Below are 23464 nucleotides of genomic sequence, written 5' to 3' on the forward strand. Positions count from 1 at the left end.
CATGAGCTTCTCGCTTTCCTACGAAGACAAGAAACGCGCGGTCCTGCTGGTGATCGTCGCTGTAGTCGTGGCCTGGGTCGGCATTGACGCGGCGTCCGGCGGCGCCGAGCACTGGCAACGGGTAATCGCCCGTCTTCCGCTGCTGCTCACCGGCTCCGGTTCGGGTTGGCCGGTCGAGGGCGGCTTCGCGCTCAACATCCTCTTGTCCATTGCCTCCATGGCTCTGGCGACGCTCATCGGCCTGATCCTCGGTCTTTCGACGCTTGCCCGGTCTGCGATCATTCGGCTTCCGGCGCTCGCAGTGATGAACTTCCTGCGTAACTCGCCCTGGCTCGTGCTGCTGTTCGCGATGCTTTACATCCTGCCCTTCGAGATGCGCATTTTCGGCTTGTCCATCCCCTTCCCGCCTTTCATCAAGGCCGTGATCGGTCTGGCACTGCCGACGGGCGCAAACCTCTCGGAAGTCATCCGCGGCGCGGTGCAGTCCATCCATAGCGGCCAGTGGGAGGCGGCGCGTTCGCTCGGCTATACCACCGGCCAGATCTATCGCTACGTGATCATGCCGCAGGCACTGCGCCGCATGATCCCCGGCTGGATGAACCTTTACGCACTTCTGATGATCGCAACCGCGCTCGCAACGGTAACCGGTATCCAGGATGTACTGACCATCCTGAGCACGTCACTCGCCATGGAGAGCGAACGGGTCATCGTCTACTTCTACCTCACCATCCTCTTCCTGTTCTTCGCCTACTGCTACCCGATCGCAGTCTTCGCGCGCCGGCTGGAACGTGCAGTCAAAGGAGACAATCTATGAACCGTTCCGGCGCTCTGATCGAGATCGACAACATCCGCAAATCCTTCGGCGACTTTCAGGTTCTGAAGGGCATCTCGCTGACCGTGCAGAAGGGCGAGGCCGTGTGCATCATCGGCCCCTCCGGCTCCGGCAAGTCGACCATCCTGCGCTGCATCAACGGGCTGATCCCCGTCGACGAAGGCTTCATCCGCGTGGGCGAGCACCGCGTCCACGAGATGAAGACGGAAAAGGCCATGCGGCCGCTGCGCCACCAGGTGGCGATGGTTTTCCAGCAGTACAATCTCTTCCCGCACCGCACCGCGCTTGAAAACATCATGATGGCGCCGATCCAGGTGCTCGGCCATGACCGCGCCGAAGTGGAAGACCGCGCCCGCAAGCTCCTTAAGAAGGTTCGCCTCTCCGAAAAGGCGAACAACTATCCGGGCCAGCTTTCCGGCGGCCAGCAGCAGCGCGTGGCGATCGCCCGCGCGCTCGCCATGCAGCCCGAAGTCATTCTCTTCGACGAGGTGACGGCGGCGCTCGATCCGGAAACGGTCAAGGAAGTGCTTTTCACCATCCGCGAACTGGTGGACGACGGTCTCACCTGCATTCTCGTGACCCACGAGATGAAGTTCGCCCGCGAGGTTTCGCACCGTGTCTGCTTCACCGATCACGGCCTGATCGTTGAAAGCGCGCCGCCGGCCGAACTCTTCGACAATCCTCAGGATCCGCGCACCCGCGAATTCCTCGGCCAGGTTCTCTGATCGCGCCACCGGGCCGGCGCTTAAAGCATCGGCCCGGCGCATTCGACTTTAAGGGGCGGTCCGTGCGCTGCGCGGCGCAAGTCTTCCCGCGTTCTATGAAAGGCGAGCCTTCCGGCTCGATGCATCATGTCCCGTTTTGACAATATCTATGCAGAGGACTTCAAGGAAGCGCCCTACTGGTGGGAAGGCGCTGAGCCGGAGACCAATCTCGATCCGCTGCCCGAACGCGCAGACGTCGTGGTGATCGGATCCGGTTACGCCGGAATGAACGCCGCGACCCACATGGCACGCGCCGGTCGCTCCGTCGTCGTTCTGGATAGCGACCGCATCGGCTCCGGCTGCTCGACGCGCTCAGGCGGCATGGTTTCGAGCGGACAGAAACTCGTGGTCGGCGGTGCCATCAAGGGCATCGATCCCGCACTCGTCTCCCGCCTCATCGGCGAGAGCAATGAAAGCTTCGAATACCTGAAAATGCTGGTCGAGACGGAGAAGCTGGATGCCGGGCTGAAGCTCACCGGCCGGTTCTTCGGCGCTCATGCCGCCAAGGATTACGAAACGTTGCAGCGCCACGGTGCGCTTCTTGCCGAAAAGACCGGCGTCAAGGTGCACTTCTATGATCGTGAGCATCAGCGCGCCGCCATCGGCTCCGACTATTATCACGGCGGCATGGTGATCGACGATTACGGCGGGCTGCATCCCGGCCTCTATCACCAGTCGCTGCGCGAACGGGCAAAAGCCGCCGGTGTTCAACTGCGTTCGCATGCCCGCGCCGGTATCGTGAAGGACGGCTCCAACGGCGAGAAGATCGTGCCGACGGCGCGCGGAACCATTCGTGCGACCAACGTGATCGTCGCCACCAACGGCTACACCTCCGCCGACGCTTCGCCGGAACTCGCCCGGAGGCTCGTTCCCGTGAAGAGCTACCAGATCGCGACCGAACCGCTTCCCGCCGATCTTCTGGCCGAGTTGATCCCGCAGGCGCGCATGGTTTCCGATACCCGCCGCGACCTCATCTACACCCGTCCCTCCCCGGACGGCACGCGCCTACTGTTCGGCTCGCGCCCGGGTGTTTTCGAAATGTCGGAAAAGCAGGCCGCAAAGCGTCTTTACGCCCGCATGCTGACGATCTGGCCACAGCTTGCCGGCGTCAAGGTCACCCACGCATGGGTCGGCAGCGTCGCCATGACCGTCGACAAGCTTGCCCATATCGGCGAGCGTGACGGCACGGATTTCGCGGTGGGCTGCAACGGCAACGGCGTCGCCCTGATGACCTATCTCGGCTATCAGACCGCCCGCAAGATCCTCGGCGAGCAGAACATGCCGTCGGCCTTCGACCGCAAGAAGTTCACGCCCATTCCCTTCTATTCGGGCAAGCCGTGGTTCCTGCCGGTCTTTACCGGCTGGTATCGTCTGCGCGACTTCATCGACCGTCCGGGCCGCTGACATGGACCGGCCCGCCATCGCCCCCCGCATGGAAGAAGACTCGCTCGGCACGCGCCTTCTTCCCGATAACCTCGCCTATGGGATCCAGACGGCGCGCGCCGTCGACAATTTCTCGATTTCAGGGCGAACCATCGCAGACATCGAGGGCTTCGTCCCGGCGATCGTCACCATCAAGCAGGCGGCGGCGCGCGCCAATCTGCGCACAGGCGGGCTGGAACCTGCGATTGCCGAAGCGATCGAAAAGGCAGCAGCGGAGTATTCGGCAAAAATCCGCCGTGCGGATTTCCCAGTCGATATCTACCACGGCGGCGGCGGCACCGCCGCCAACATGAACGTCAACGAAGTGCTGGCAAACCGGGCAAGCGAGATCCTCACCGGCCGCAAGGGCGCCGATCCTGTTCACCCCAACACCCATGTGAACATGGGACAGTCCACCAATGACGTGATCCCCTCCGCCATGAAGATGGCGGTCGGTGGCCAGCTTGCAGCGCTTAGGGCCGAGATGAATGGCTTGGTCGACGCCCTGCTCGTCAAGGAAAAAGCCTTCTCCAACATCGTCAAGCTGGCGCGCACCTGTTTGCAGGATGCCCTGCCGATCACGCTCGGCCAGCAGTTTTCCGGATACAGCGCGGCCTTCGAACGCCAGATCGCCGACATCCGCATGCTGGAAGAATCCTGCCTTGCCCTGCCGCTTGGAGCGACGGCCGTCGGAACCTGTTTCGGAGCTTCGGCGGAATATCGCACGGCCGTCTTCCAGGAACTCTCGGGTGTGACCGGCAAGTCCTATCGCGCCGAGCACAACCTTTTCGACGCGCTGCAGAACGCCGATCACTGGATCCACGTTTCCTCCGCGCTGAAGGCCACCGCCGTCACGCTGTCGAAATTTTCCGCCGACCTGCGCCTGATGTCTTCCGGCCCACGGGCCGGCTTTGCCGAGATCGTGCTCCCGGCCGTGCAGCCCGGATCCTCGATCATGCCCGGCAAGGTCAATCCGGTCATGCCGGAAATGATGATACAGGTCGCATTCCGTGTAATCGGTAACGACGCGACGGTAACACGGGCAGCGGAAGGCGAACTGGACCTCAACGTCTGGGAATCGATCATTCTCGAGGCAGTGAGCGAATCCATCCGCCTGATGCGCCGCGCCATTCCGCTCTTCGTCCAGGGCTGCCTGGCGGGCATCGAAGTCAATGTCGCTCGCTGCCTGACCGATGCCTCCGGCTCGTTGGCACTCTCCACCGCGCTGGCATCGATCTACGATTACCCGACAGCGTCCGCGGTCGCCAAGCATGCGGCGGCCCACGGTCTTTCCATCCGGGACGCTTCGGTGGCGCACGGACTGATGAATGCCGAGGAGGCAGACCTTCTGTTCGGCGATATCTCGGCGTTCACCGATCCGAAGCGGACCGAACAGCTGATTGCACGTTTCCGGGAGATGCGGCGCTCCTGACCGGTCGGGCGCCGGCATCAAGTCCGGCGCCTGATCGTTTCTGCTACGAAAAAAATCAATTAGAGTTCAAAATATTCCAAATGATGCCATATAATCACTTATTGACTTGCAATTAGCATCATAAACGACCATAAAATCCCAACAACGCGTAAAACTCCCACGCGCTTGATTTCAGGAGCACGACGTGTCCAGAATTATTCCCGATGTTGTTGTCACACCGCAGGAACTGCCTGCGCAGGTGGATGTCGTGGTTATCGGCGGCGGCATCATCGGTGTTGCGACGGCGCTTTCGCTGGTCGAGCGAGGCGTCAGCGTCGCCCTTTGCGAAAAAGGGCTGATCGGGGCCGAGCAGTCCTCGCGCAACTGGGGCTGGGTACGCCAGATGGGCCGTGACCCGGCGGAACTGCCGCTCGCCATCGAAAGCCTGCGCCTTTGGCGCGGCATGAACGAACGCGTGGGCGGCGAAACCGGCTTCCGTCAGCAAGGCATCGCCTATCTCTGTGATACGGACGCCGATGTCGCAGCCTATGAAGACTGGCTGAAGCACGCAACGCCTCTTGGCCTCGATTCCCGGCTTGTGACCGGCGAGGCGCTGAAGACGCTGATCCCCGGCATGGCGAAGCCATTCCGCGCAGCACTTCACACCCCGAGCGACGCCAAGGCGGAACCATTCATCGCCGTGCCGGCCATGGCGCGGGGAGCCGCAGCCAAGGGCGCGCACATCCTCACCAACTGCGCCGTTCGCTCCATCGAGCGGTCGGCCGGCCGGGTCAGCGGCGTCGTGACCGAACGCGGCGAGATCCGCTGTTCATCTGTCGTCCTGGCGGGCGGCGCATGGTCGCGACTCTTTGCCGGCAACATGGGCATCGACCTTCCGGTCCTGAAGATCCTCGGTAGCGTGGCGCGTGTCTCCTCCATTGAAGGTGTTTCGGACATGCCCGTGGGTGCTGCCAATTTCTCCTTCCGCAAGCGGATGGATGGCGGTTTCACGGTTGCCCAGCGCAACGCAAACATTGCCCCGCTGACGCCGGACAGCTTCCGCCTGTTCTGTGATTACATTCCGAGCCTCATCAAGACGTGGAGGGAGCTGACGCTTCGCGTCGGCGGCCAGTTCATCCGCGAGGCGACGATGGCCCGCAGCTGGAAAAGCGACGAGGTAACGCCTTTCGAACAGGTCCGCATTCTCGATCCGGACCCGTCGATGCGGTTCGTCAACGGCGGCGTCAATCATTTGCGCGATGCCTTCCCCGCCTTCCGCGGCGCCAAGATCATGCAGATGTGGGCCGGCCTCATGGACGTCACCCCGGACGCCGTCCCGGTCATCGCGCCGGTCGGTTCCGTTCCCGGTTTCTATCTCGCGAGCGGTTTTTCCGGCCACGGCTTCGGCATCGGCCCGGGTGCCGGCGCGCTGATGGCCGACATCGTGACCGGCGCCAAGCCCTGTGTCGATCCCGCACCCTTCCGCATGGAGCGCTTCAAGCGCCTGCGCAAGGCCGCCTGACTTTCACTACCCGACAAGACAACAGGCCGGCAAACAAGAGGAATGAGCATGAGTGAACTCGAGGTCGTCAAGATCAAGACCAGCAGCCTTTACGAGGAGAAGGCCAGCTACTCCCGCATCACCATGGTCGGGGACATGATCTTCGTGGCCAACACCGCCGGCATCGACTACAAGACCCGCGTCATGTCCTCCGATGCCCGCGAGCAGACCCTGCAGTGCTTCAAGAACATCGAAGCCGCACTCGCTTCCGTCGATGCAAGCCTTGCCGATGTCGTGCGTTCGCGCGTCGCCATCCCCCATGCGGAAGACAAGGAAGCCGTCATGGCCGTTCTCGGTGAGAAGTTCCGCGGCATCGACCCGGCATCGACGATCACCGCAACGCCGCTCGCCGGCGAATATCGCGTCGAAATCGAAGTCACGGCCTATCGCGGCGTCGGCAAGGCCCAGGCGAAATACGTCAAGATCGACATCTGATCGCAATCAATGGCCCGGTTCCCCCAATTCTCCGGGCCATATCAAACGGGCGAAGCCGAGGCTTCGCCCGTTTCCCTTTTTCAGGCGCATTGCTATCCGCACCGGACGGTGGCATGACCGCAGCGGGGAGACATGCCATGACTGACGAGGCCGAATTCCAGAGCGCTGAAGACATGCTGCCCGCCGAGCGGCGGCAGAAGATTCTCGACTGGTTCGAACACAACGTGGCCGCAAGCAATCAGGAGCTTGCCAAACTGGTGGGCGCTTCCGTCTCGACCATCCGCCGCGATCTCGACCAGCTCGACAACCAGGGACTTGTCCGGCGCACCCATGGCGGCGCGGTCCGCATCCGCCGTAATGCGGCCTTCGAACCGACCACCGATCAGGCCCGCCAGACCGCGGTCGAGGAAAAGCGCGCGATTGCGGAAGCGGCGGCCGGTCTTCTCGAACCGGATATGAGCATCCTCATCGACACCGGTTCCACCCTGCACCAATTCGCGCAGGTCGTCGCCGGCCTCTCCATACCGCTGACCGTCGTCACCAGCGATCTCTTCGTCGCCGGCACGCTCGCCAACAAGAACCACATCCGGCTGATCGTGCCCGGGGGCCATTGCCGCCCCGGCGCCTTTACCCTGCTTGGAGAACCGGGACTTTCCTTCCTTCGCGACCTGCGCTGCGACCGGCTCTTCCTCTGCTCGCAGGCCATCGACAGCGAATGCGCCTCCGATACCTCATGGGATCTGGTGCAGGCGAAACGCGCCATGATGGATGCTGCGGCATCGACGGTGCTGATGGCCGATTCCAGCCGGTTCGGCGCTCGCGCCCTCTACCGCATCACCGCGATGGACCGCGTCGGAACCATCCTCACGGATGACGGGCTGGACATGGAGGAGCGCCAGCGCTTCCATGACAGCGGCGCCAATCTGGTCATCGTGCCGGTTTCATCGCAGGAAGCCTGACCCTCTCAGGGGACAAGCATCAGGCGACTAATCGGAAGACGCGAGGAGTTCCGCCATCTTCGTATCCGTGACCAGATGATCGACGAAACCGCCACGGAGCGCGGCCCTTGCCGCATCGAGCTTGAAGACCCCGCTCACCACGAGCAGCCCTTCCATCTTGCGCAAGAGATCGTGGTCGGCGCCGATGATGCGCTTGTCGAGATCACCGAGAACCGCCTGCCCCGCCTCGTCGATGAACCGGCCGGCGATGATACCGACTGCGCCCCGGTTCCGGTATTCATCGATTTCCTCGACGGTCGCGATCTTGAACTGCACCACATGGGTATCCGGCGTGCAGGGGCTGAGCGAAAAGATCGACTTGTTGCACTTGTACAGGTTTTCTAGCTGCTCCCGGATGATCGGCTCCGCCTTCAGCGCTGTTGCCAGTGCTGCGCTGGAACAAACGGCCGGCGCATTGAAATTGATGCAGTAGGCATCAAGGCGCCGGGCGATTTCGGTGGTACAGCTCTCCGATGTGCTGAGCAGCGGATTGGCGATGGACCCGAGAAGCTGGCGTACCGTCAGCTCCTCGATCGGCCAGTGTGGCACATATTCCGAAACAAAGGACACTGTCTGCCCCCAGGAAACGCCAAGCACATCGCCCTTCTGGAGGAAGTTCGGCAGGTGGTGCGCTGCCACCTCACAGACCGCCCGCGTCAGCATTTCGCCCTGCATCCCGTCATCGGGAACGACATGCACGCTCTTCAGGCCGTATTTCTCGGTCAGCGCATCCGCCATGGCATTGACGCGGTAATGCTCCGGCGCGACCTGGATGCAGACGATGTTCCGCTCCTTGGCCAGCTTCAGATAGCTGATGACGGTCGGCCTCGACAGGGAGAGCGCGTCGGCAATCTCTCCCTGATTGAGGTTCTTGACGTAGTACATCCACGCCACCTCGGCGACGATCTTGTTGGACGGATGTTGCGGTCGGTACATGAATGTTTCCCGATTCCCTTTCACCGCTCTGCGGCGGCCATCAGCACCTCTTCGGTGATCAGCAGATCGTCGTCAACAGAGCGGTCCGCCGCAAGGTCGAGATTGCCGAGGTCGCCATGATAGCCGCGAGTGGCCTGAACGGGCGTGGCGTCGCCATCCGCCACGGCGCGCATCCATTTGATGAAGGTAGGCTGATGCTCCGCCATGTTGATCTTGCGGCCGAAAAGCGCAAGACGGGCGCCGAACTTTTCCGCCTGCCAGACGAGTTCGAAAGTGTCGCGATGCGTGCCGGTGCCACCGCCAAGCACGCCGATCACGACGGAACTGTCGTGGGCCACGAGCTCCTCAAGGGCAGCGGGACCGTTATAGGCGACCTTCAGGAACTCCGGACGCTCTTCCACCGTCAGGCTCGCAAGCGCGCGGGCGATGCAATCGTTGACATACATGCCCGTTTCCGCAGCGCTAAAGCCGGTCGGCATGTTGGGATTGAACACTTCAAGGAAATGCCGCTTGTCGGCAGCCCGCGCCTTCGGACGGAAGTCGCGATAGGCTTCAAGCGTCGCGGTATCGGCCTCGGTGTTGTTGTTGAAGGTCATCGAATAGAGGCAAAGCTCCGCCTGCGCGCGCGTCAGGTCCGTGCCGCTATAGGGCAGCGACTGCGTCGCGCGGTAGTTGCCGCCGCGAATGACACCCCAGACATCCGTCGTGTCGTTAGCGCGGAAGGCCGGCATGATGCGCGAGCCGGAGAAGACGCCGCGCGACTGCAGGTTCTCGATGTTGGACGTGGAGGCCAGCATGATGTCGACGACATCCTGCTTCACCAGTGCCTCGATCTCGGCGAGAAATTCGGCGCGGGTGCGGTTGCCGGTCACCCGACCCCCGGCATCCCTGCGGCGGCCAACAGTGAGGATGCCGCCCGAGAGATCGGCGTCCTTGGCATCGGCGATGATGAAATCTCCCTTCGCGTACCGGCCGGTACGGATACGTTCCATCTTTTCTTCGTAACGGGTTTTCGTCATGTCATGATCCATCGTGCTGTCGAAGATGCCTCAAGCCGCGGCGCGCAGGAGCGAGCGGCCGTCTTCCTTCGAGAAAATGTGAATGCTGTCCGGGTCGATGGAGAAATCGATCCGCTGTCCGGCCTCGAGTGTCCGGAATGCCTTGGTGACGAAGGACATCTCCCGGCCATCGACATCGACGATCACCTGTCCCTCGCTGCCCATGTTTTCGACGAGCACCACCGTTCCGCTGATGACGTTGACATCACCCTCTGCGGCAATGTCCATCTTGGAAGGACGCAGGCCCACTTCGACCTTCGCCCCCTGACCGAGGTCCCGATAATCCTTCGCCAGCACCTTCAGCCGGATCGACCCCGAGGTCAGCTCCGCCTGTTCGCCGTCGATAGCGACACTGCAATCGCGGAAATTCATCGCCGGCGAGCCGATGAAGTCGGCGACGAAGCGGGTGGCCGGCCGGTCGAAGATTTCCGACGGCGTGCCCTGCTGTTCGATCGCGCCTGCCCGCATCAGCACGATGCGGTCGGCAATCGTCATCGCTTCGAGCTGGTCGTGCGTGACGAAAATGGTGGTGGTCTTCAGATCGAGATGCATGCGGCGGATTTCGGTCCGCAGCTTCTCGCGCAGCTTGGCGTCCAGGTTCGACAGGGGTTCGTCGAACAGGAAGAGCTTCGGCGTCTTGATCATGGCGCGGGCCATGGCAACGCGCTGCTGCTGGCCGCCCGAAAGGTTCTTCGGCTTGCGCTCCAGAAACTGGGCGAGACCGAGCATATTCGACACATGCTCGACGCGCCGGCGGATTTCCTCGGCCGGCACCTTTTGCCGGCGCAGGCCGAAGGCGATGTTGTCGAACACGGACATATGCGGATAGAGCGCGTAGGACTGAAAGACCATCGCCACGCCGCGCTCGCCCGGCGGCAGATGCGTCACGTCGCGGCCGCCGATGCTGACCGTGCCGTCCGAAATCTCCTCGAGACCGGCGATCATGCGCAGCATGGTGGACTTGCCGCAGCCGGAAGGTCCGAGAAAGACCACGAATTCATGGTCGGCGATGTCGAGGTTGAGATCCGAGATGACCGTATGGCTGCCATAGGACTTGCGGATCTTGGTGCATTTGATGTTGGCCATGTCGATTTTTCCTATTTGCGGCCCGTGGCGACCATGCGGTTGATGAAGCTCATCAGAAGACCGATGAAGACCAGCGGCGGCAGTACGAGGATGACGGTCGAGGCATTGATGACGCCCCATGGAACTTCCTTGCCGAGCGACGTGATGGAGGCGGCCACGACGGGTAGCGTAGAGTTTTCGGCAGCGAGCGTGAGCGCCAGCAGCAGTTCGTTCCAGACCAGCACGAAGGTGAAGACGAGGGAGCCGAACAGCGAGGGTGCGGCGATAGGAAGTGCAAACTTGAGGAAGATCTCGGTCTGTGAGCAGCCTTCCATCGCCGCCGCTTCCTCGATCTCCTTCGGTACCCGCTCGAAGGCCGGCACGGAAAGCCAGATGACCGTCGAGATGGTGGAAATGAGGTAGACCAGGATCAGGCCGGTCAGCGTGTCGTAGATGCCGCTGTCGAGATAGATGATGATGAACGGGATCGCGATTGCCACCGGCGGCATGAAGCGCAGGGAAAGAACGAAGAACTGCAGGTCGTCCTTCTTCTTCTCCACATGCCGCGCGAGGCTGTAGGCGGCGGGAATGCCGAACAGCGCTCCGAGCAGGACCGAGACACCCACGACCACCATCGAATTGCCGAGACCATCGCGGATGGACGGGTTCTGCAGGATGGTCGCGAAATTCTCCAGCGTCGGCGTGAAGATGAGCGTCGGGACCGGCGTCACGATATCCTTCAGCTTCTTGAACGAACCGAGGATGGTCCAGACGATCGGCAACAGCGCGATCAGGATCATGAGGGCCAGGAAGCCCCGGGAAAAGGTGCGGCGGATCAGGCTGACCATTTGCGGATACCTCGCCAGACGAGCGTAAAGACGACCGTGGTTATGAGAAGAAGGAGAATGGACATGGCGGAGGCATAGGAAACGCGACCGCCGAGATTGATGCCGGCCTGATAGGCATAGAGATCGAGTGTCTCGGTCGCCGTTCCCGGTCCACCGCCGGTCATGACGAAGATCAGATCGAAGGACCGCAGCGATTCCACCGCCTTGACGAGGGCAAGGCTGATGATTGGCGCCTTCAGCATCGGCATGGTCACATAGGCATGGATTTCCCAGGTCTTGGCATTGTCGAGCTGGGCGGCTTCGATGGGATCCTTGGGCAGGGTTTCCAGCAGCTTCAGCATGATGACGGTGAAGAACAGGCCCCACTGCCAGATGTCGACGACCGCGACCGAAAACAGCGCGAGCTTGGGGTTGGCCAGAAACTCGATCGGACCGAAACCAAACAGGCCTGTAAGGTAGTTGATGAGGCCAAGCGACGGCGAATACAGGAAGCGCCAGATGAAGGCGGCCGCGACGCGGGGAAGCAGGACCGGCGCGAGGAAAGCCAGGCAGATCAGGTTGCGTGCGCGAGCCGAGCGGGTGTTCTCGAAAATATAGACCGACAGGAACATTGCCACCAGCAGCGATCCCGCAACGGTCACCACTTCCCAGATCGCGGAAATCTTGAGGGCATTGAGGAAGCGGCGGTCGCCGAGAAGACGCTGGTAGTTGTACAACCCGACAAAATCATAATCGGGATAGCGCAACGACCGGTCCATCACCGAGAAGTACAGCGCTCCGGCAACGGAAACCAATGCCAGGATCGCGAGAATGGTAAAGGCGGGCGCAAGCGTCCAGAAGACGAATCTCTGTTTTTGCATTCCGTTGCTCTTTGAAAGTTGCGGGCCTGGCCGGGCGCATGTTCGCCCGGCCGCGGCCTCTGCCGTTATTTTGCGTGCCGAAGCGTGTCCTCGGCGGCGAAGGCTGCCTCGTCGAGTGTTGCCTGAATATCCGTCTTCGTACCGGTGAAGAGTTCTTCCAGTGCAAGGCCGAGATTGTCGCCGATCTCCGGCCACACGGGGCTTGCCATGATCAGAAGCTGCGTGCGCGAACCGGTCGCCAACAGTGCCTGGATATATTCGGCCGGCACGGCCTTGGCGAAGGCCTCGCTCTTCAGCGTGGACTGGCGGCCGATATCCGAAGCGATGCCATCGGCAAGACGATGGGCTTCCATCTCCTTGGAGGTTGCCCAGCCGACGAAATCGCCGGCAACCTTCTTCGTGCACTCGTCCTTGGCGCCGACCGTCGAGACGGCGAAGCCATGTGCCCAGCCGGCAGAGCCGAGCGGCTCGGGCGGCGGGGCATAACCGACCTTGCCCTGGACCACCGACTTTTCCGGATCTTCCATCCACGGACCGAACACATCGGACTCGATCAGGTAAGCGACCTGGCCACCCCGGAAGGCTTCAACCGAGTCCGACCAGTTGAACGTGCCGACGCCGGGCGGCGCGTATTTCATCAGGTCGATATAGAGTTCGGTCGCCTGAACGCCCTTGTCGGAGTTGAAGGCCGGCTGGTCGCCATTCATCCATTCGCCGCCAAGACCGCGGAAGAACGGCGTCCAGCGCCATACGTTCATGCCGGAACCGCGCTGGCCGCGGGCCGCCCATCCGTAGAGCTTGTTGGCGGGATCGTTGACCGCCTTGATGCCGGCGACCATCTCGTCCAGCGTCTTCGGCACGGCAAGGCCAGCCTTTTCAAGTACATCCTTGCGGTAGATCAGGATATCACCGCCGCCGACGAAGGGCGCGAAATACTGCTTGCCCTGATAGCTTGCGACATTGGCGAGGTCGACGCGGAAGTCGGCAATGTCGTATTCGGCAGGTAGAACATCAGCCAGTGGATAGATCCATCCGGCCGTCGCATATTCGGGCGTGTTCGCCTCGTCGACATAAAGAACCTGATAGGCACCGGCGCCGGTGGAGGCATCGAGGCGCGCCTTGGCGCGGCGCTCGTTTTCGCCGAGAAGATTGATCTTCACGGTCGTCTGCCACTTCTTGTTGAACTCGCCGACATACTTGTCGAGTTCGGTGACGGACGGCATGCCCTGGCCGATCACGTTCAGCGTCGGCACCTTGCCGACGCAGGCATCTTCCTGCGCCCGGACGGCAGCCGGCACCGCCAGCATGCATACGGAGCATAAAAAGGCTGTCTTCAATTTCATCATCATTCCTCCTCCAAAGAACTGATTTTCGGGGTGCCGATCGCTAGAAGAGATCGGCGAGTTTCTGATCGAGTGTCAGAAATTGCTGATAGCGTTCCTCATAGAACTGGCGCACCGCCGCATTGGGCAGGGCCGTCCGGGTCACGCGGCACATGCCGCGCGACGCCGCCGCAAGATCGCTGTAATGGCCTGTTGCAACAGCCGCGCACATCGCGGCACCGAGCGCGCCAAGTTCCTCGCCCTCGGAAACCTCGACCGGCAGGCCGCAGATATCGGCGAAGATCTGCGACCAGACCTCGCTCTTGGACGCACCGCCTGCGAGGCGGACGGTCGAAGGCCTGAGCGGCGCGACATATTCCGCGACACTCTCGCCATGCCAGCGATGCTGAAAGGCAACTCCTTCGTAGAGGGCGCGCAGCATCGAGCCGCGGTCGTCGGAATTGACGATGCCGACGAAGGCACCACGCCTCGGTGCCGGGCCATTGACGAAGGGCATGAAGTGGCAGCGCCGACCAGAAACCGGGCTTGCGGCAACCAGTTCATTGGCCGTCGCCACGTCGATCTGGCCACCGGCGGCACGGGCGAGATACCAGTTGAGATTGGCCGCCGATGTCGGGCTTCCTTCCGCCAGAAGACGGCAGGCACGATCCCGGTGCAGCATGTTGAGAATAGGCGGCTGCTTGCGCACCTTCCTGTCCGTCTCGATCGCATTGATCGACCACGTTCCGGCAATCATGGTCAGCGCATCGCCGCCGATAACACCGGAACCGGTGACGCAGGCACTCACATCCATCATCGCCGCGACGACTGGTGTCCCCACAAGCAGGCCGGTCTCCTCGGCCGCGGCCTGTGAGATCCGCCCGGCGATGCCGGTGTTTTCCACGAGTGGCGGCATGCGGCTTACGAAAGTGCCGATACCCAGCCGATCGAAATAGGCGGCATCGTAGTCGCCGCGCTCCAGATCCAGCAGGCCACCGCCGCTTGCATCGGTCGGATCCGACGCAGCAACGCCTGTCAGCCGCATGCGGATATAATCTTTGCACGCCAGCGCCCAGCGGGTTTTCGCGACCACGTCGGGTTCGTTCCGTGCCAGCCAGATTAACTGCATGATGGTCTGGCCACCCCAGATCCTGTGGCCGGACAGTTCCTCCATCACCTCGGCCGTGCCGTCGCGATGAAACTCCTCGACGATCGACTGCGCCCGGTGATCGACGGAGACGATACCGTCGCGCGTACCGCGACCGTTCTCATCGACCAGAAATACGCCATTGCCGAAGCCCGTGCAGGCGATGGCGGCGATGCGACCGGGATCGACCTGCGTGGACGTCAGTTCGCGAATGGCGAGCGCCGTGTTGCGCCAGAAAGCTTCCGGCTCGCGCTCCACCCAGCCGTTGTCGCGGTGGATCGTGGAAACGTCAACGGCGCGCGATGTCACCAGCCGGCCGTTTCCATCGAATATCGCGGCCTTGACCGCCGTGCCGCCGGCGTCGATTGCCAGAAACAGGTCACCCATGGCGAACCTCCAGCGTTTCGGCCCGAGCAGCACCCTGCGGCAGAACGGTCGGCATGGCGAGGCAGCGGGCGATTTCCTTCTCGGCCCATGCGGCATCGAGCCCACGTACCTTCGCCAGGTGCAGTCCAAAATCACGCACGACGGCCTCGGTACAGCGACCGTCGAGAACGATCTGCGTGCGCCGCAAGAGCAGGTCATCGAGGAAAACAGCCGCCCGCTTCTCGATCAGCCAGCGCAGTTCCCGTTCGGTGAAATCCGGAAGGCTGGCAATCGGCGTATCGGCAGACGCGTTGCAGAAGGTCGCCACCTCCTGCGCCACCGCACCATACCGGAAAACCAGATCGGACGCCCTTGTCGGGGCAAGCGAAAGTCCGCTGCAAAGCCGGCTCACCAGTTCCTGCAGCCCTCTGCCGCCCGGTCCCATGCCCACCGCGCCCCGGTATTGCCGCCGGCGGGTGTCCACCCTGCGCTTGACGGAAAGGAGCTGAAAAATGCGGTCAGATGCCTGCTCGCCGAAGGCCCGGAAGGTGGTCCACTTGCCCCCGACCAGCGAGAGAAGCGGCTGGCCGGAACCGAGCCGGTCCTCGGCGATCAGATGGTCGCGGTTCGCCCGGTTGACGCTTGCGCCACCGCCAGCCTGCAGCGGACGAATGCCGGTCGTCACCGCCACGATATTGCGCTCGGTAACGTCGATGTCGTCGAAGAGACTTGAGAGAGCGCCCGTGAGATATTTGATTTCGGAAGCGGCCACCGTATCGTCGTCAGGACTGTCGACCTGAATTTCCGTGGTGCCCAGCAGAATGGTGTGATCGAGCGGATAACAGATCACCATGCGGCCCGTGCCATCGTCGAAGTAGAAAGCGCGGCCGTCCATGCGTTTCTGCAATTCGTCGTGCCGCAGGAGCACATGCGCGCCCTTGACCGGCCGGATATAGCTCGTCTTCAGGCCGAGCACCCCGTTCACCCGATCCACCCAGGCGCCTGCGGCATTGACGACGAGTTTCGGACGCAGGTGTACCGTCTGGCCGGAGATACGGTCCGAGATCACGACACCATTGCCGTCCTGCTTCCAGTCGACATGGTTGAGGCAGGCGACGTTTTCGCTTGCCTGCAACGCGTCCTCGATCATTTCCATGACCAGCGCCTCCGGATTGCGGATGCGGGCGTCGAAATAACTGATGACGGCGCGGTAGCGCGACGAGAGGGCTTTCGGAAAGGATGCACGGCGCAGCGCCGTGCGATGGGACGGCAGAACCTTGTCCACACGTCCCAGGAATTCGTAGAGATAAAGCGCGCCCTTGAGGCCTGCCGTGCTCAGCGGACCGCTGCGGCTACTCAGACCGAGAAAGCGCAGGATCGAACCCGCCAATCCGCGCAGATAATGGGAAAGCGGCACAACCACTTCCAGCGGCAAGGTGAAGTGAGGGGCGTATTTGAGGAGGAGATTGCGTTCGCGGGCGGATTCGGCAACCAGCTTGAATTCGCGGTTCTCCAGATAACGAAGACCGCCATGGGCCATGCGCGAGGAAGCACTCGTTGCACCCTTGCAGAAATCCGCGCGGTCGATGAGAAGCGCCGAAACGCCATTCAGGGCCAGTTCGCGCAGAACGGCGACGCCGTTCACGCCGCCTCCGATAACAAGCACGTCAAAGCCCGCGCCGGACGCGACGCGCGCCAGGCTTTCCTCCCGGATATTCATTCTCTCTCCCAGTGCCCCTCAGGTGGCCTCCGCCAGCTCCCGTTCGATGAGGCAAGCGAAACTTCGCAGTATATTTTATAAAAGTCAATCAACCTTTATGTTTGTAAACATTAGCGTCGCATAAATATCAACCGATTGAAAATATGATGTTTTTGAAAAATCGGGCAGCCATAGGGGCAGCATCGGTGTCTCAACCGTGAGACACAATGCTCGGAAAACCTGAGGCGTTTCCCGTATTGTCGTTTCCAACAACAGCGAAGGGCACGAGGTAGACTGCCGGTAACGATCGATGCTCTGCCAGACGCGATAAAAGTCGTTACGGCCTCGCGCGCGATCTTGTGGATGGCAGCCTGCAAAGGGGAACGGATAGCGCACAGACGCCGGCGCTTGGCATCGAGATGGTCAAGGAAAAATACGGCGACGATATCTATTCGATCCGGCAAACGCCGCCCGCCGCTGGAAGCCCTGAGGCATTCCTTCCCGGAAAGAAAAGGCCTCCCAGGAAAGAACAGGGCGCCCGCATTTGCCGGACGCCCTTGATTGCATCAATAGATGTCAAAGTCGAAATACTTCGAAACGACGGTCTTGTAGGTGCCGTTGGCAACGATCGCCTTCATGGCGGCGTTGAGCTTGTCCTTCAGCGCCGTATCGTCCTTGCGCAGGCCGATGGCGATCTTGGTTTCGCCTTCCGTCAGGTCGCCGATCAGCTTGCAGCAATCCTTGCCGGCTTCCTTGAGCCAGGAATCCAGATAGAACTTGTCGGCAACGACACCATCCAGACGACCGTTGGCGAGGTCCATGTCGGCCTCGTCCTGCGTCGGATAAAGCTTCACCGTCGCGCCATGGGCGCCGTAAAGGTCGTTCAGGAAATCGGCTTGCGGCGTGGAGGACTGTGCGCCGAGCGTCTTGCCGGCGAGATCTTCCGCCTTGATGCTGGCAGGCGCGCCGTCCTTGCGGCCGACGAAGGCAAGGCGCGAGGTGTAATACGGATCGGAGAAGGCGATCTGCTGCTCGCGCTCCGGCGTGATAGACATGGACGCGACGATGGCATCGAACTTCCCGCCCTGCAGGGCGGGAATGATCCCATCCCATTCCTGGGTTACGAAGGTGCACTTCGCCTTCATCTCGTCGCAGAGAGCCTTGGCGATATCCACGTCGAGACCGCCGACGATGCCGGCGCTATCGACGAAGTTGAACGGTGGATAGGCGCCTTCCGTCCCGATCACGATCTCGTTCCACTCCGGTCCGGCTGCGTGTGCCGCGGCGGCAGCGCAAAGCGAGAAGATCCCTGCCGCAAGGGCCAGTCCCAGTTTCTTTCCAGTTGTCGTCATGGTTCACCCTTTTTTTGTCGAACGTCCGTAGCCGCAGGGGCATCACGACGCGACGTTCATGGTTTCAAGCCCCTGTCTCAGCCGGCGATTACGGGCGACAGCATCGTCGAGCCAGCCGGAATCCATCTGCGGCACCGATGCCAGCAGCAATTGCGTATAGGGATGTTGCGCCTCCTCGATCACCGCCCGGCGGGTTCCCTCCTCGACCAGACGCCCGCGCTGCATAACCACGACCTTGTCCGCCATGGCGTTGACGGTCGCGATGTCGTGGGTGATGAAAAGATAGGTCTTTCCCATCCTTGTCTGCAGATCGAGCAGCAGTTTCAGGATCTGCTCCTGAACCAGCCGGTCGAGCGCCGAGGTTATCTCGTCGCAGATGAAAATGTCGGGATCGGCTGCCATGGCACGGGCAATGGCGACGCGCTGCTTTTGCCCGCCGGATAGTTCCGAGGGCAGCCGCGAGGCGAACTGACCGCCCATTTCCACGAGATCGAGCAGTTCCACAACCCGCCTCGTCCGCTCGCGACCGTCGATGCCGAAATAGAACGACAACGGCCGGCCGATCAGTTCCGCCACCGTCTGGCGCGGATTGAGCGCCGTATCGGCGGACTGATAGATCAGCTGAATGCGCCGCAATTCGTCACGGCTGCGCGCATCCGAATTGGAGGCAAGTTCCCGACCGGCAAGCGATACGGAGCCTCTCGCTGCCGGCAGGAGACCGGCGATCACCCGCGAAAGCGTGGACTTGCCGGAACCGGACTCGCCGACGATCGCCACCGTGCCGCCGAGCGGCACATCGAGATTGATGCCGTCGAGCACCTTGAACGTGCCGTAATAGGCATCGACATCGGCAACCCTGAGGATGGAAGCGGCCGGCGCCTTCTCATCCTTGGCCATGTCGCGCACGGCCCAGAGCGAACGGGTGTAAGCCTCCTTCGGCGCCGTCAGCATGGTTGCCGTCTCGGCTTCCTCCACCACCCGGCCATGCTTCAGCACAACGATACGATGGGCCATCTGCGCCACCACCGCGAGGTCGTGGCTGACATAGAGCGCTGCAGTATCGTGTTCCTCGACCGCGCGGCGGATCGCAGCCAGCACCTCGACCTGGGTGGTGACGTCGAGCGCCGTGGTCGGCTCGTCGAACACAATGAGATCGGGACGGCAGATCATCGCCATCGCCGTCATCACCCGCTGAAGCTGACCACCGGATACCTGATGGGGATAACGGTCACCGATGGTCTCGGGGTTCGGCAGCATCAACTCGCGGTAAAGCGCCTTTGCCTCGGCAACGGCCTCTTCTCGGGAAATGTCGCCCCTTTGCAGGGCGCATTCCACTGTCTGGTCGATCAGCTTGCGGGCCGGATTGAAGCTCGCAGCAGCACTCTGAGCCACATAGGCAATGCGCTTGCCGCGAAGGGCGCGGAGTTTGCGCTCCGGCTGTCGCAGAAGGTCAGTGCCGTCAAAGACCACCTCGCCGCCGGCGAAACGGCAGCCGCCGCGCGCAAAACCGAGCGCGGAAAGACCGATGGTCGATTTTCCCGCTCCGGATTCGCCGATCAGTCCGACGACCTCGCCACGCTTCACGGAAAGGCTGACATCATGCACGATGCCATGCCAGCCGTGCAGCGTGCGGGCCTCCATCCTCAGATTGCGGATCTCGAGAAGGTTTGTCTCGGGAGAAGACATCGCGTTCGAACCGGTCCTATCGTTCATCTTTCAGCCCGCTTGCTATGTCGAGGAACCAGTCCACGACGAAATTGACGCTGACGGTCAGCACTGCGATGGCGGCTGCCGGCACCAGGGGCGTGATGTCGCCATAGCTGATGAAGGTCGCGCCTTCGCGGACCATCGTGCCCCAGTCTGCGGACGGCGGCTGGATGCCGAGGCCAAGGAACGACAGGGCCGAGATCGTCAGGAAGACGAAGCAGAAACGCAGGCCAAATTCCGCAATCAGGGTCGGCAACACGTTGGGCAGGATCTCCCGCGAGGCGATCCAGCCTATGCCCTCACCACGCAGCCGCGCGAATTCCACGAAATCCAGCGCCGCCGTGTTTCGCGCGGAAGAGCGCGAGAGACGGTAGATCTGGGTGGCGTTGAGCAAGGCGATGATCAGGATGATGCTCGGGATCGAGGAGCCGAACAGGGCCAGCAGGATCAGCGCGAAAATGAGCTGCGGTATCGACATCAGCATGTCGGCCACGGTCGAAAGCGTGTGGTCGACCCAGCGCGGGGCGATTGCCGAGACGAGGCCGAGGCTCGCCCCCGTGACGAAGGCAAGCGCCGTGGTAATGAAGGCGATGCCGGTCGAGTTGCGCGCGCCATAGAGCAACCGGCTCAGCACGTCGCGACCGAGCTGATCCGTTCCGAAGGGAAATTCGGCGCTCCAGGGGAGGAAAGGCTGTGCCGAGACGACTTCCGCCTCACCATGCGGGGCAAGAAAGGGCGCAAGCAGGGCAACGGCCGCATAGACGAGGATGATGAGGAGCGCCAACGCCGTCACGCCGGGGATCCGGCGGAGCCTTGCGATCACCAGATGCCTTCGCGCGGGGATGAGATCGGAGGGGTCGGTGTCAAACACGGTCATGGAACCTCACGAAGCCGGTTGCCGCAGGCGCGGATTGGAGGCGACTGCGAGCACATCCGCCAGGAGATTGAGAATGACGAAGGTGGCGGCGAAGATCAGGGCGCAGGCCTGCACGACGGGAATGTCGCGCGATTTCACCGCGTCCACCATCGACTGGCCGATGCCCGGATAGACGAACACCACTTCCACCACCACGACGCCGACGATGAGATAGGCGAGGTTGAAGGCGATGACGGCGACGATGGGCGCCCAGGCATTGGGCAGGGCGTGCCGGAGGATGATTTTCCAGGGAGCGACACCCTTGAGGCGCGCCATCTCGATGTAGGGGCTGGCCATCAGGCCGATGATCGTCGCCCGGGTCATGCGCATCATATGCGCCACGATGCCGAAACAGAGCGTCACGATCGGCAGGGCCATGCGTGCGAGCATTTCCATCGAACTCATGTCCGGGCTGATGCGCGCCAGCGAGTAGAACAGCGGGATCTTCACGGCAAAAAACAGCATCAGCACATAGGCGACGAAGAATTCCGGGAAGGAGATGCAGATGAGCGTCGCCGTGTTGAGAACCCTGTCGAGCAGGCTGTTGCGGTACATCGCGGCCAGAAGGCCAAGCCCCAGCGCCAGCGGAACCGCAACGCAGGCCGTGACGGCTGCCAGCGTCAGGGTATTGGCGATGCGAGGGCCGATGATGCTCGCCACGGTTCGCGGCGTGCCGGTCCCGGAGGAAAAGGACAGGCCGAAATCGCCACGGGCGACGCCTCCGATCCAGTGCAGGTAGCGCAGTAACGCGGGTTGATCGAGGCCGAGCAGATGGCGGAAATTCGCGACCGTTTCCGGCGTGGCCGAGCGACCGAGGGCGACCTTGGCGAAATCGCCGGGAAGAACGGCAATCGCCGCGAAAATGATGATGGACACACCGAAGAGCGTCGCCAATCCAAGGAGAAGGCGAACGATGACGGTCCGGGCAATGATGTTGGGCACGAGGCGAACGAACACGGCTGTTTCCTGTGTTTCGGCCGGCCGGAAGAGTCCGGCCGGCTTTCAAGCGGCTGGCTTCAGGCCATCCACCAACGTTCGGCCATACGGAAGTTATCGCACTGGAGCATATTGCCGATCGGGCCGTGGCCGATCTTCTTCGACATGGCATCGATGAAGAGGGCATAGGCAATGACCAGCGCACCACCGTCGTCATGCAGCAACTGCTGCATCTCCGCATAGATCTCCTTGCGCTTGGCCGGATCGGCCTCGGCGCGGCCGGCAATCAGCAGCTCGTCGAAACGCGCATTCTTCCAGTGAGTATCGTTCCACGGGCCATCGCTGGCATAGACCGTGGTGAACAGGCTGTCGCAGGTCGGCTTGCCGAGCCAGTCGACGCCGACGAAGGGCTTCTGCATCCAGACATTGTCCCAGTAGCCGTCATCGGGCTCGCGAACCACGTTGATCTCGATGCCCGCCTTGGCGGCGTGTTCCTTGAAGAGAAGAGCGGCGTCGATGGCGTTCGGGAAAGCGGTTTCGGCGACGGAGAGATCGACCTTCAGGCTTTCGAGGCCAGCCTTTGCCAGATATTCCTTGGCCTTCTCGATGTTATAGCTGTGCACCGGCTCCGGATTGGTGGCGAAGGCGATCTGCTGGGCAATCGGGTTGTCGTTAGCAGCCTTGGCATTGCCGAGGAAGGCCTTGGCGACGACGTCCTCGCGGTCGATGGCGTATTTCAGCGCCTGCCGCACGTTCGGATCGTTGAACGGCGCCACTTCGGTGTTCATGCTGAAGGTGAAGTGACGAAGGCCTGCGACCTTGGAGATTTCGACCTCCGGATTGCGCTCCAGCAGCGTCAGCGTCTTGATGTCGGCATCGACCATGTAGTCGATCTCGCCGGTCATCAATGCGTTGGTGCGGGCAGCGACATCGATAATGTTGACGAATTCGACGCTGTCGAAATAGGGCTTGCCCGGCTTGTGATAGGCGGGGTTCTTTTTCATCTTCACCGAAACGCCCGGCTGCAGGTCGTCGATGATGTAGGGACCGGTCGCGATACCCTTGCCCCATTCGATCGTGCCGTCCGGCTTGGCCGGGAAGACGGCGAGATGGCAATCCGAGACGATATAGGGGAAGTCGGCATTGCCGCCGGCAAGCGTGAAAACGACGGTCAGATCATCGGTCGCCTTGATGTCCGTGATGGCATCGACGATCGCCTTGGCGGCAGAGCTCGATTCCGAACCCATGTGATGCTTGAACGAGGCGACGACGTCAGCCGAGGTCACGTCCCTGCCATCGTGGAACTTGAGACCGCTCCTGAGCTTGAAGGTCCAGGTCTTCATGTCGTCGGAGCTGGAGAAGCTCTCGGCCAGATCCGGCTCGGCCGAGCCATCGACGCCGAGTTCGGTCAGCGCATTGCAGAGCGTTCCGCCGAAGACGACCTGCGTGAACGAACTCTGCCAGGTCGCGGGATCGAGGGAGTCCGTCTGGGCGCCATCATTGATGGCAAAACGGGCATGACCGCCGGACTTGGCTTCGGCGAAAACCATTGACGGGAACGACGGCAGGATCGCAAGCCCGACAGCGGCGGTTGCAGCGCCCGAGAGGAAGGCTCGCCTGGAGGCCGACAGAACCGCGATGCGGCGATCCGTCGTCGTGTTGTTTTCATTGTCACTCATGAATTCGTTCCCCTTGTTCTCTTTAAGCGTCCCGCCGTCCGGCAGGCACGCGCTGGCATGCAGCATCCGCGACCCTCCCAGCCGCCGATGTCGAGTGCTCGCTTGCCGGGCGGCCACGCCGTCCCGGGTTCGCTCACACGAGGAGCCTGC

20 protein-coding genes are annotated in these 23464 nt (G+C 62.0%); 7 read left to right on the plus strand and 13 right to left on the minus strand.

The features are described from left to right. The first annotated feature begins 1 nt into the window (after position 1). The 7 genes from NBH21_RS20170 to NBH21_RS20200 all read left to right on the plus strand — a co-directional run bounded on the left by NBH21_RS20170 (position 2) and on the right by NBH21_RS20200 (position 7384). Entirely contained in the window at positions 2 to 814 is an 813-nt protein-coding gene (locus tag NBH21_RS20170; protein WP_250914310.1) for an amino acid ABC transporter permease, read from the plus strand. Beyond that, the gene (locus tag NBH21_RS20175; RefSeq protein ID WP_250914309.1) at positions 811 to 1557 is read left to right on the plus strand and encodes an amino acid ABC transporter ATP-binding protein; all 747 of its coding nucleotides are present in this window, start codon (positions 811 to 813) and stop codon (positions 1555 to 1557) included. Before NBH21_RS20170 ends, NBH21_RS20175 begins: the two co-directional genes overlap by 4 nt. Before the next feature lie 126 nt (positions 1558 to 1683). Beyond that, the gene (locus NBH21_RS20180; protein WP_250914308.1) at positions 1684 to 3000 is read left to right on the plus strand and encodes an NAD(P)/FAD-dependent oxidoreductase; all 1317 of its coding nucleotides are present in this window, start codon (positions 1684 to 1686) and stop codon (positions 2998 to 3000) included. A 1-nt stretch (position 3001) separates the two neighbouring features. Further along, a complete protein-coding gene (locus tag NBH21_RS20185; protein WP_250914307.1) occupies positions 3002 to 4450 on the plus strand; it encodes an aspartate ammonia-lyase in 1449 nt (482 codons plus the stop codon). 184 nt (positions 4451 to 4634) lie between these two features. Further along, positions 4635 to 5951, plus strand: coding sequence for an NAD(P)/FAD-dependent oxidoreductase (locus tag NBH21_RS20190; RefSeq protein WP_250914306.1), 1317 nt, complete (start codon positions 4635 to 4637; stop codon positions 5949 to 5951). A gap of 48 nt (positions 5952 to 5999) precedes the next feature. Then, positions 6000 to 6425 (plus strand): RidA family protein, encoded by a 426-nt coding sequence (locus NBH21_RS20195; RefSeq protein ID WP_250914305.1) that lies wholly within the window; start codon positions 6000 to 6002, stop codon positions 6423 to 6425. Between the two features lie 137 nt (positions 6426 to 6562). Then, on the plus strand, positions 6563 to 7384 hold the full coding sequence (locus tag NBH21_RS20200; protein WP_250914304.1) for a DeoR/GlpR family DNA-binding transcription regulator: 822 nt from the start codon (positions 6563 to 6565) through the stop codon (positions 7382 to 7384). Positions 7385 to 7411: 27 nt separating this feature from the next. Here NBH21_RS20200 and NBH21_RS20205 read toward each other — a convergent pair whose 3' ends face one another. The 13 genes from NBH21_RS20205 to NBH21_RS20265 all read right to left on the minus strand — a co-directional run bounded on the left by NBH21_RS20205 (position 7412) and on the right by NBH21_RS20265 (position 23314). Next, positions 7412 to 8359, minus strand: a complete 948-nt coding sequence (locus NBH21_RS20205; RefSeq protein ID WP_250914303.1) for a sugar-binding transcriptional regulator — start codon at positions 8357 to 8359, stop codon at positions 7412 to 7414. Positions 8360 to 8379: 20 nt separating this feature from the next. Beyond that, complete coding sequence (locus tag NBH21_RS20210; protein ID WP_250914302.1) at positions 8380 to 9378, minus strand: hypothetical protein; 999 nt, start codon at positions 9376 to 9378, stop codon at positions 8380 to 8382. Between the two features lie 30 nt (positions 9379 to 9408). Continuing rightward, the gene (locus NBH21_RS20215) at positions 9409 to 10503 is read right to left on the minus strand and encodes an ABC transporter ATP-binding protein (RefSeq protein ID WP_250914301.1); all 1095 of its coding nucleotides are present in this window, start codon (positions 10501 to 10503) and stop codon (positions 9409 to 9411) included. 11 nt (positions 10504 to 10514) lie between these two features. Then, entirely contained in the window at positions 10515 to 11330 is an 816-nt protein-coding gene (locus tag NBH21_RS20220; protein ID WP_250914300.1) for a carbohydrate ABC transporter permease, read from the minus strand. Continuing rightward, entirely contained in the window at positions 11318 to 12190 is an 873-nt protein-coding gene (locus tag NBH21_RS20225; protein WP_250914299.1) for a carbohydrate ABC transporter permease, read from the minus strand. The genes NBH21_RS20220 and NBH21_RS20225 overlap by 13 nt, the downstream gene beginning before the upstream one ends. Positions 12191 to 12255: 65 nt before the next feature. Beyond that, on the minus strand, positions 12256 to 13533 hold the full coding sequence (locus tag NBH21_RS20230; RefSeq protein ID WP_250914298.1) for an ABC transporter substrate-binding protein: 1278 nt from the start codon (positions 13531 to 13533) through the stop codon (positions 12256 to 12258). 43 nt (positions 13534 to 13576) lie between these two features. Next, positions 13577 to 15046 carry an FGGY-family carbohydrate kinase gene (locus tag NBH21_RS20235; RefSeq protein WP_250914297.1) on the minus strand — a complete coding sequence of 490 codons (1470 nt, stop codon included), beginning with the start codon at positions 15044 to 15046 and terminating at the stop codon, positions 13577 to 13579. After that, a complete protein-coding gene (locus NBH21_RS20240) occupies positions 15039 to 16745 on the minus strand; it encodes a glycerol-3-phosphate dehydrogenase/oxidase (RefSeq protein WP_250914296.1) in 1707 nt (568 codons plus the stop codon). Before NBH21_RS20240 ends, NBH21_RS20235 begins: the two co-directional genes overlap by 8 nt. A gap of 545 nt (positions 16746 to 17290) precedes the next feature. Beyond that, the gene (locus NBH21_RS20245) at positions 17291 to 18076 is read right to left on the minus strand and encodes a transporter substrate-binding domain-containing protein (protein ID WP_250914295.1); all 786 of its coding nucleotides are present in this window, start codon (positions 18074 to 18076) and stop codon (positions 17291 to 17293) included. A gap of 42 nt (positions 18077 to 18118) precedes the next feature. Further along, positions 18119 to 19789, minus strand: coding sequence for an ABC transporter ATP-binding protein (locus tag NBH21_RS20250; RefSeq protein WP_250914294.1), 1671 nt, complete (start codon positions 19787 to 19789; stop codon positions 18119 to 18121). Continuing rightward, positions 19779 to 20660 (minus strand): ABC transporter permease, encoded by an 882-nt coding sequence (locus NBH21_RS20255; RefSeq protein ID WP_250914293.1) that lies wholly within the window; start codon positions 20658 to 20660, stop codon positions 19779 to 19781. Before NBH21_RS20255 ends, NBH21_RS20250 begins: the two co-directional genes overlap by 11 nt. 6 nt (positions 20661 to 20666) lie before the next feature. Further along, positions 20667 to 21656, minus strand: coding sequence for an ABC transporter permease (locus tag NBH21_RS20260; RefSeq protein WP_250914292.1), 990 nt, complete (start codon positions 21654 to 21656; stop codon positions 20667 to 20669). Between the two features lie 59 nt (positions 21657 to 21715). Next, on the minus strand, positions 21716 to 23314 hold the full coding sequence (locus NBH21_RS20265; protein WP_250914291.1) for an ABC transporter substrate-binding protein: 1599 nt from the start codon (positions 23312 to 23314) through the stop codon (positions 21716 to 21718). Positions 23315 to 23464 lie beyond the last annotated feature (150 nt).

Origin of the sequence: Ciceribacter sichuanensis (assembly GCF_024055605.1) — a bacterium.
Lineage (GTDB): Bacteria > Pseudomonadota > Alphaproteobacteria > Rhizobiales > Rhizobiaceae > Allorhizobium > Allorhizobium sichuanense.

Bases quoted from the DNA above. Each gene is read 5' to 3' on its own strand.
- NBH21_RS20220 (WP_250914300.1), bottom strand. From the start codon at position 11,330: ATGGTCAGCCTGATCCGCCGCACCTTTTCCCGGGGCTTCCTGGCCCTC.
- NBH21_RS20205 (WP_250914303.1), bottom strand. From the start codon at position 8,359: ATGTACCGACCGCAACATCCGTCCAACAAGATCGTCGCCGAGGTGGCG.
- NBH21_RS20210 (WP_250914302.1), bottom strand. From the start codon at position 9,378: ATGACGAAAACCCGTTACGAAGAAAAGATGGAACGTATCCGTACCGGC.
- NBH21_RS20225 (WP_250914299.1), bottom strand. From the start codon at position 12,190: ATGCAAAAACAGAGATTCGTCTTCTGGACGCTTGCGCCCGCCTTTACC.
- NBH21_RS20170 (WP_250914310.1), top strand. From the start codon at position 2: ATGAGCTTCTCGCTTTCCTACGAAGACAAGAAACGCGCGGTCCTGCTG.
- NBH21_RS20255 (WP_250914293.1), bottom strand. From the start codon at position 20,660: ATGACCGTGTTTGACACCGACCCCTCCGATCTCATCCCCGCGCGAAGG.
- NBH21_RS20230 (WP_250914298.1), bottom strand. From the start codon at position 13,533: ATGAAATTGAAGACAGCCTTTTTATGCTCCGTATGCATGCTGGCGGTG.
- NBH21_RS20235 (WP_250914297.1), bottom strand. From the start codon at position 15,046: ATGGGTGACCTGTTTCTGGCAATCGACGCCGGCGGCACGGCGGTCAAG.
- NBH21_RS20265 (WP_250914291.1), bottom strand. From the start codon at position 23,314: ATGAGTGACAATGAAAACAACACGACGACGGATCGCCGCATCGCGGTT.
- NBH21_RS20175 (WP_250914309.1), top strand. From the start codon at position 811: ATGAACCGTTCCGGCGCTCTGATCGAGATCGACAACATCCGCAAATCC.
- NBH21_RS20195 (WP_250914305.1), top strand. From the start codon at position 6,000: ATGAGTGAACTCGAGGTCGTCAAGATCAAGACCAGCAGCCTTTACGAG.
- NBH21_RS20180 (WP_250914308.1), top strand. From the start codon at position 1,684: ATGTCCCGTTTTGACAATATCTATGCAGAGGACTTCAAGGAAGCGCCC.
- NBH21_RS20185 (WP_250914307.1), top strand. From the start codon at position 3,002: ATGGACCGGCCCGCCATCGCCCCCCGCATGGAAGAAGACTCGCTCGGC.
- NBH21_RS20240 (WP_250914296.1), bottom strand. From the start codon at position 16,745: ATGAATATCCGGGAGGAAAGCCTGGCGCGCGTCGCGTCCGGCGCGGGC.
- NBH21_RS20200 (WP_250914304.1), top strand. From the start codon at position 6,563: ATGACTGACGAGGCCGAATTCCAGAGCGCTGAAGACATGCTGCCCGCC.
- NBH21_RS20245 (WP_250914295.1), bottom strand. From the start codon at position 18,076: ATGACGACAACTGGAAAGAAACTGGGACTGGCCCTTGCGGCAGGGATC.
- NBH21_RS20250 (WP_250914294.1), bottom strand. From the start codon at position 19,789: ATGAACGATAGGACCGGTTCGAACGCGATGTCTTCTCCCGAGACAAAC.
- NBH21_RS20215 (WP_250914301.1), bottom strand. From the start codon at position 10,503: ATGGCCAACATCAAATGCACCAAGATCCGCAAGTCCTATGGCAGCCAT.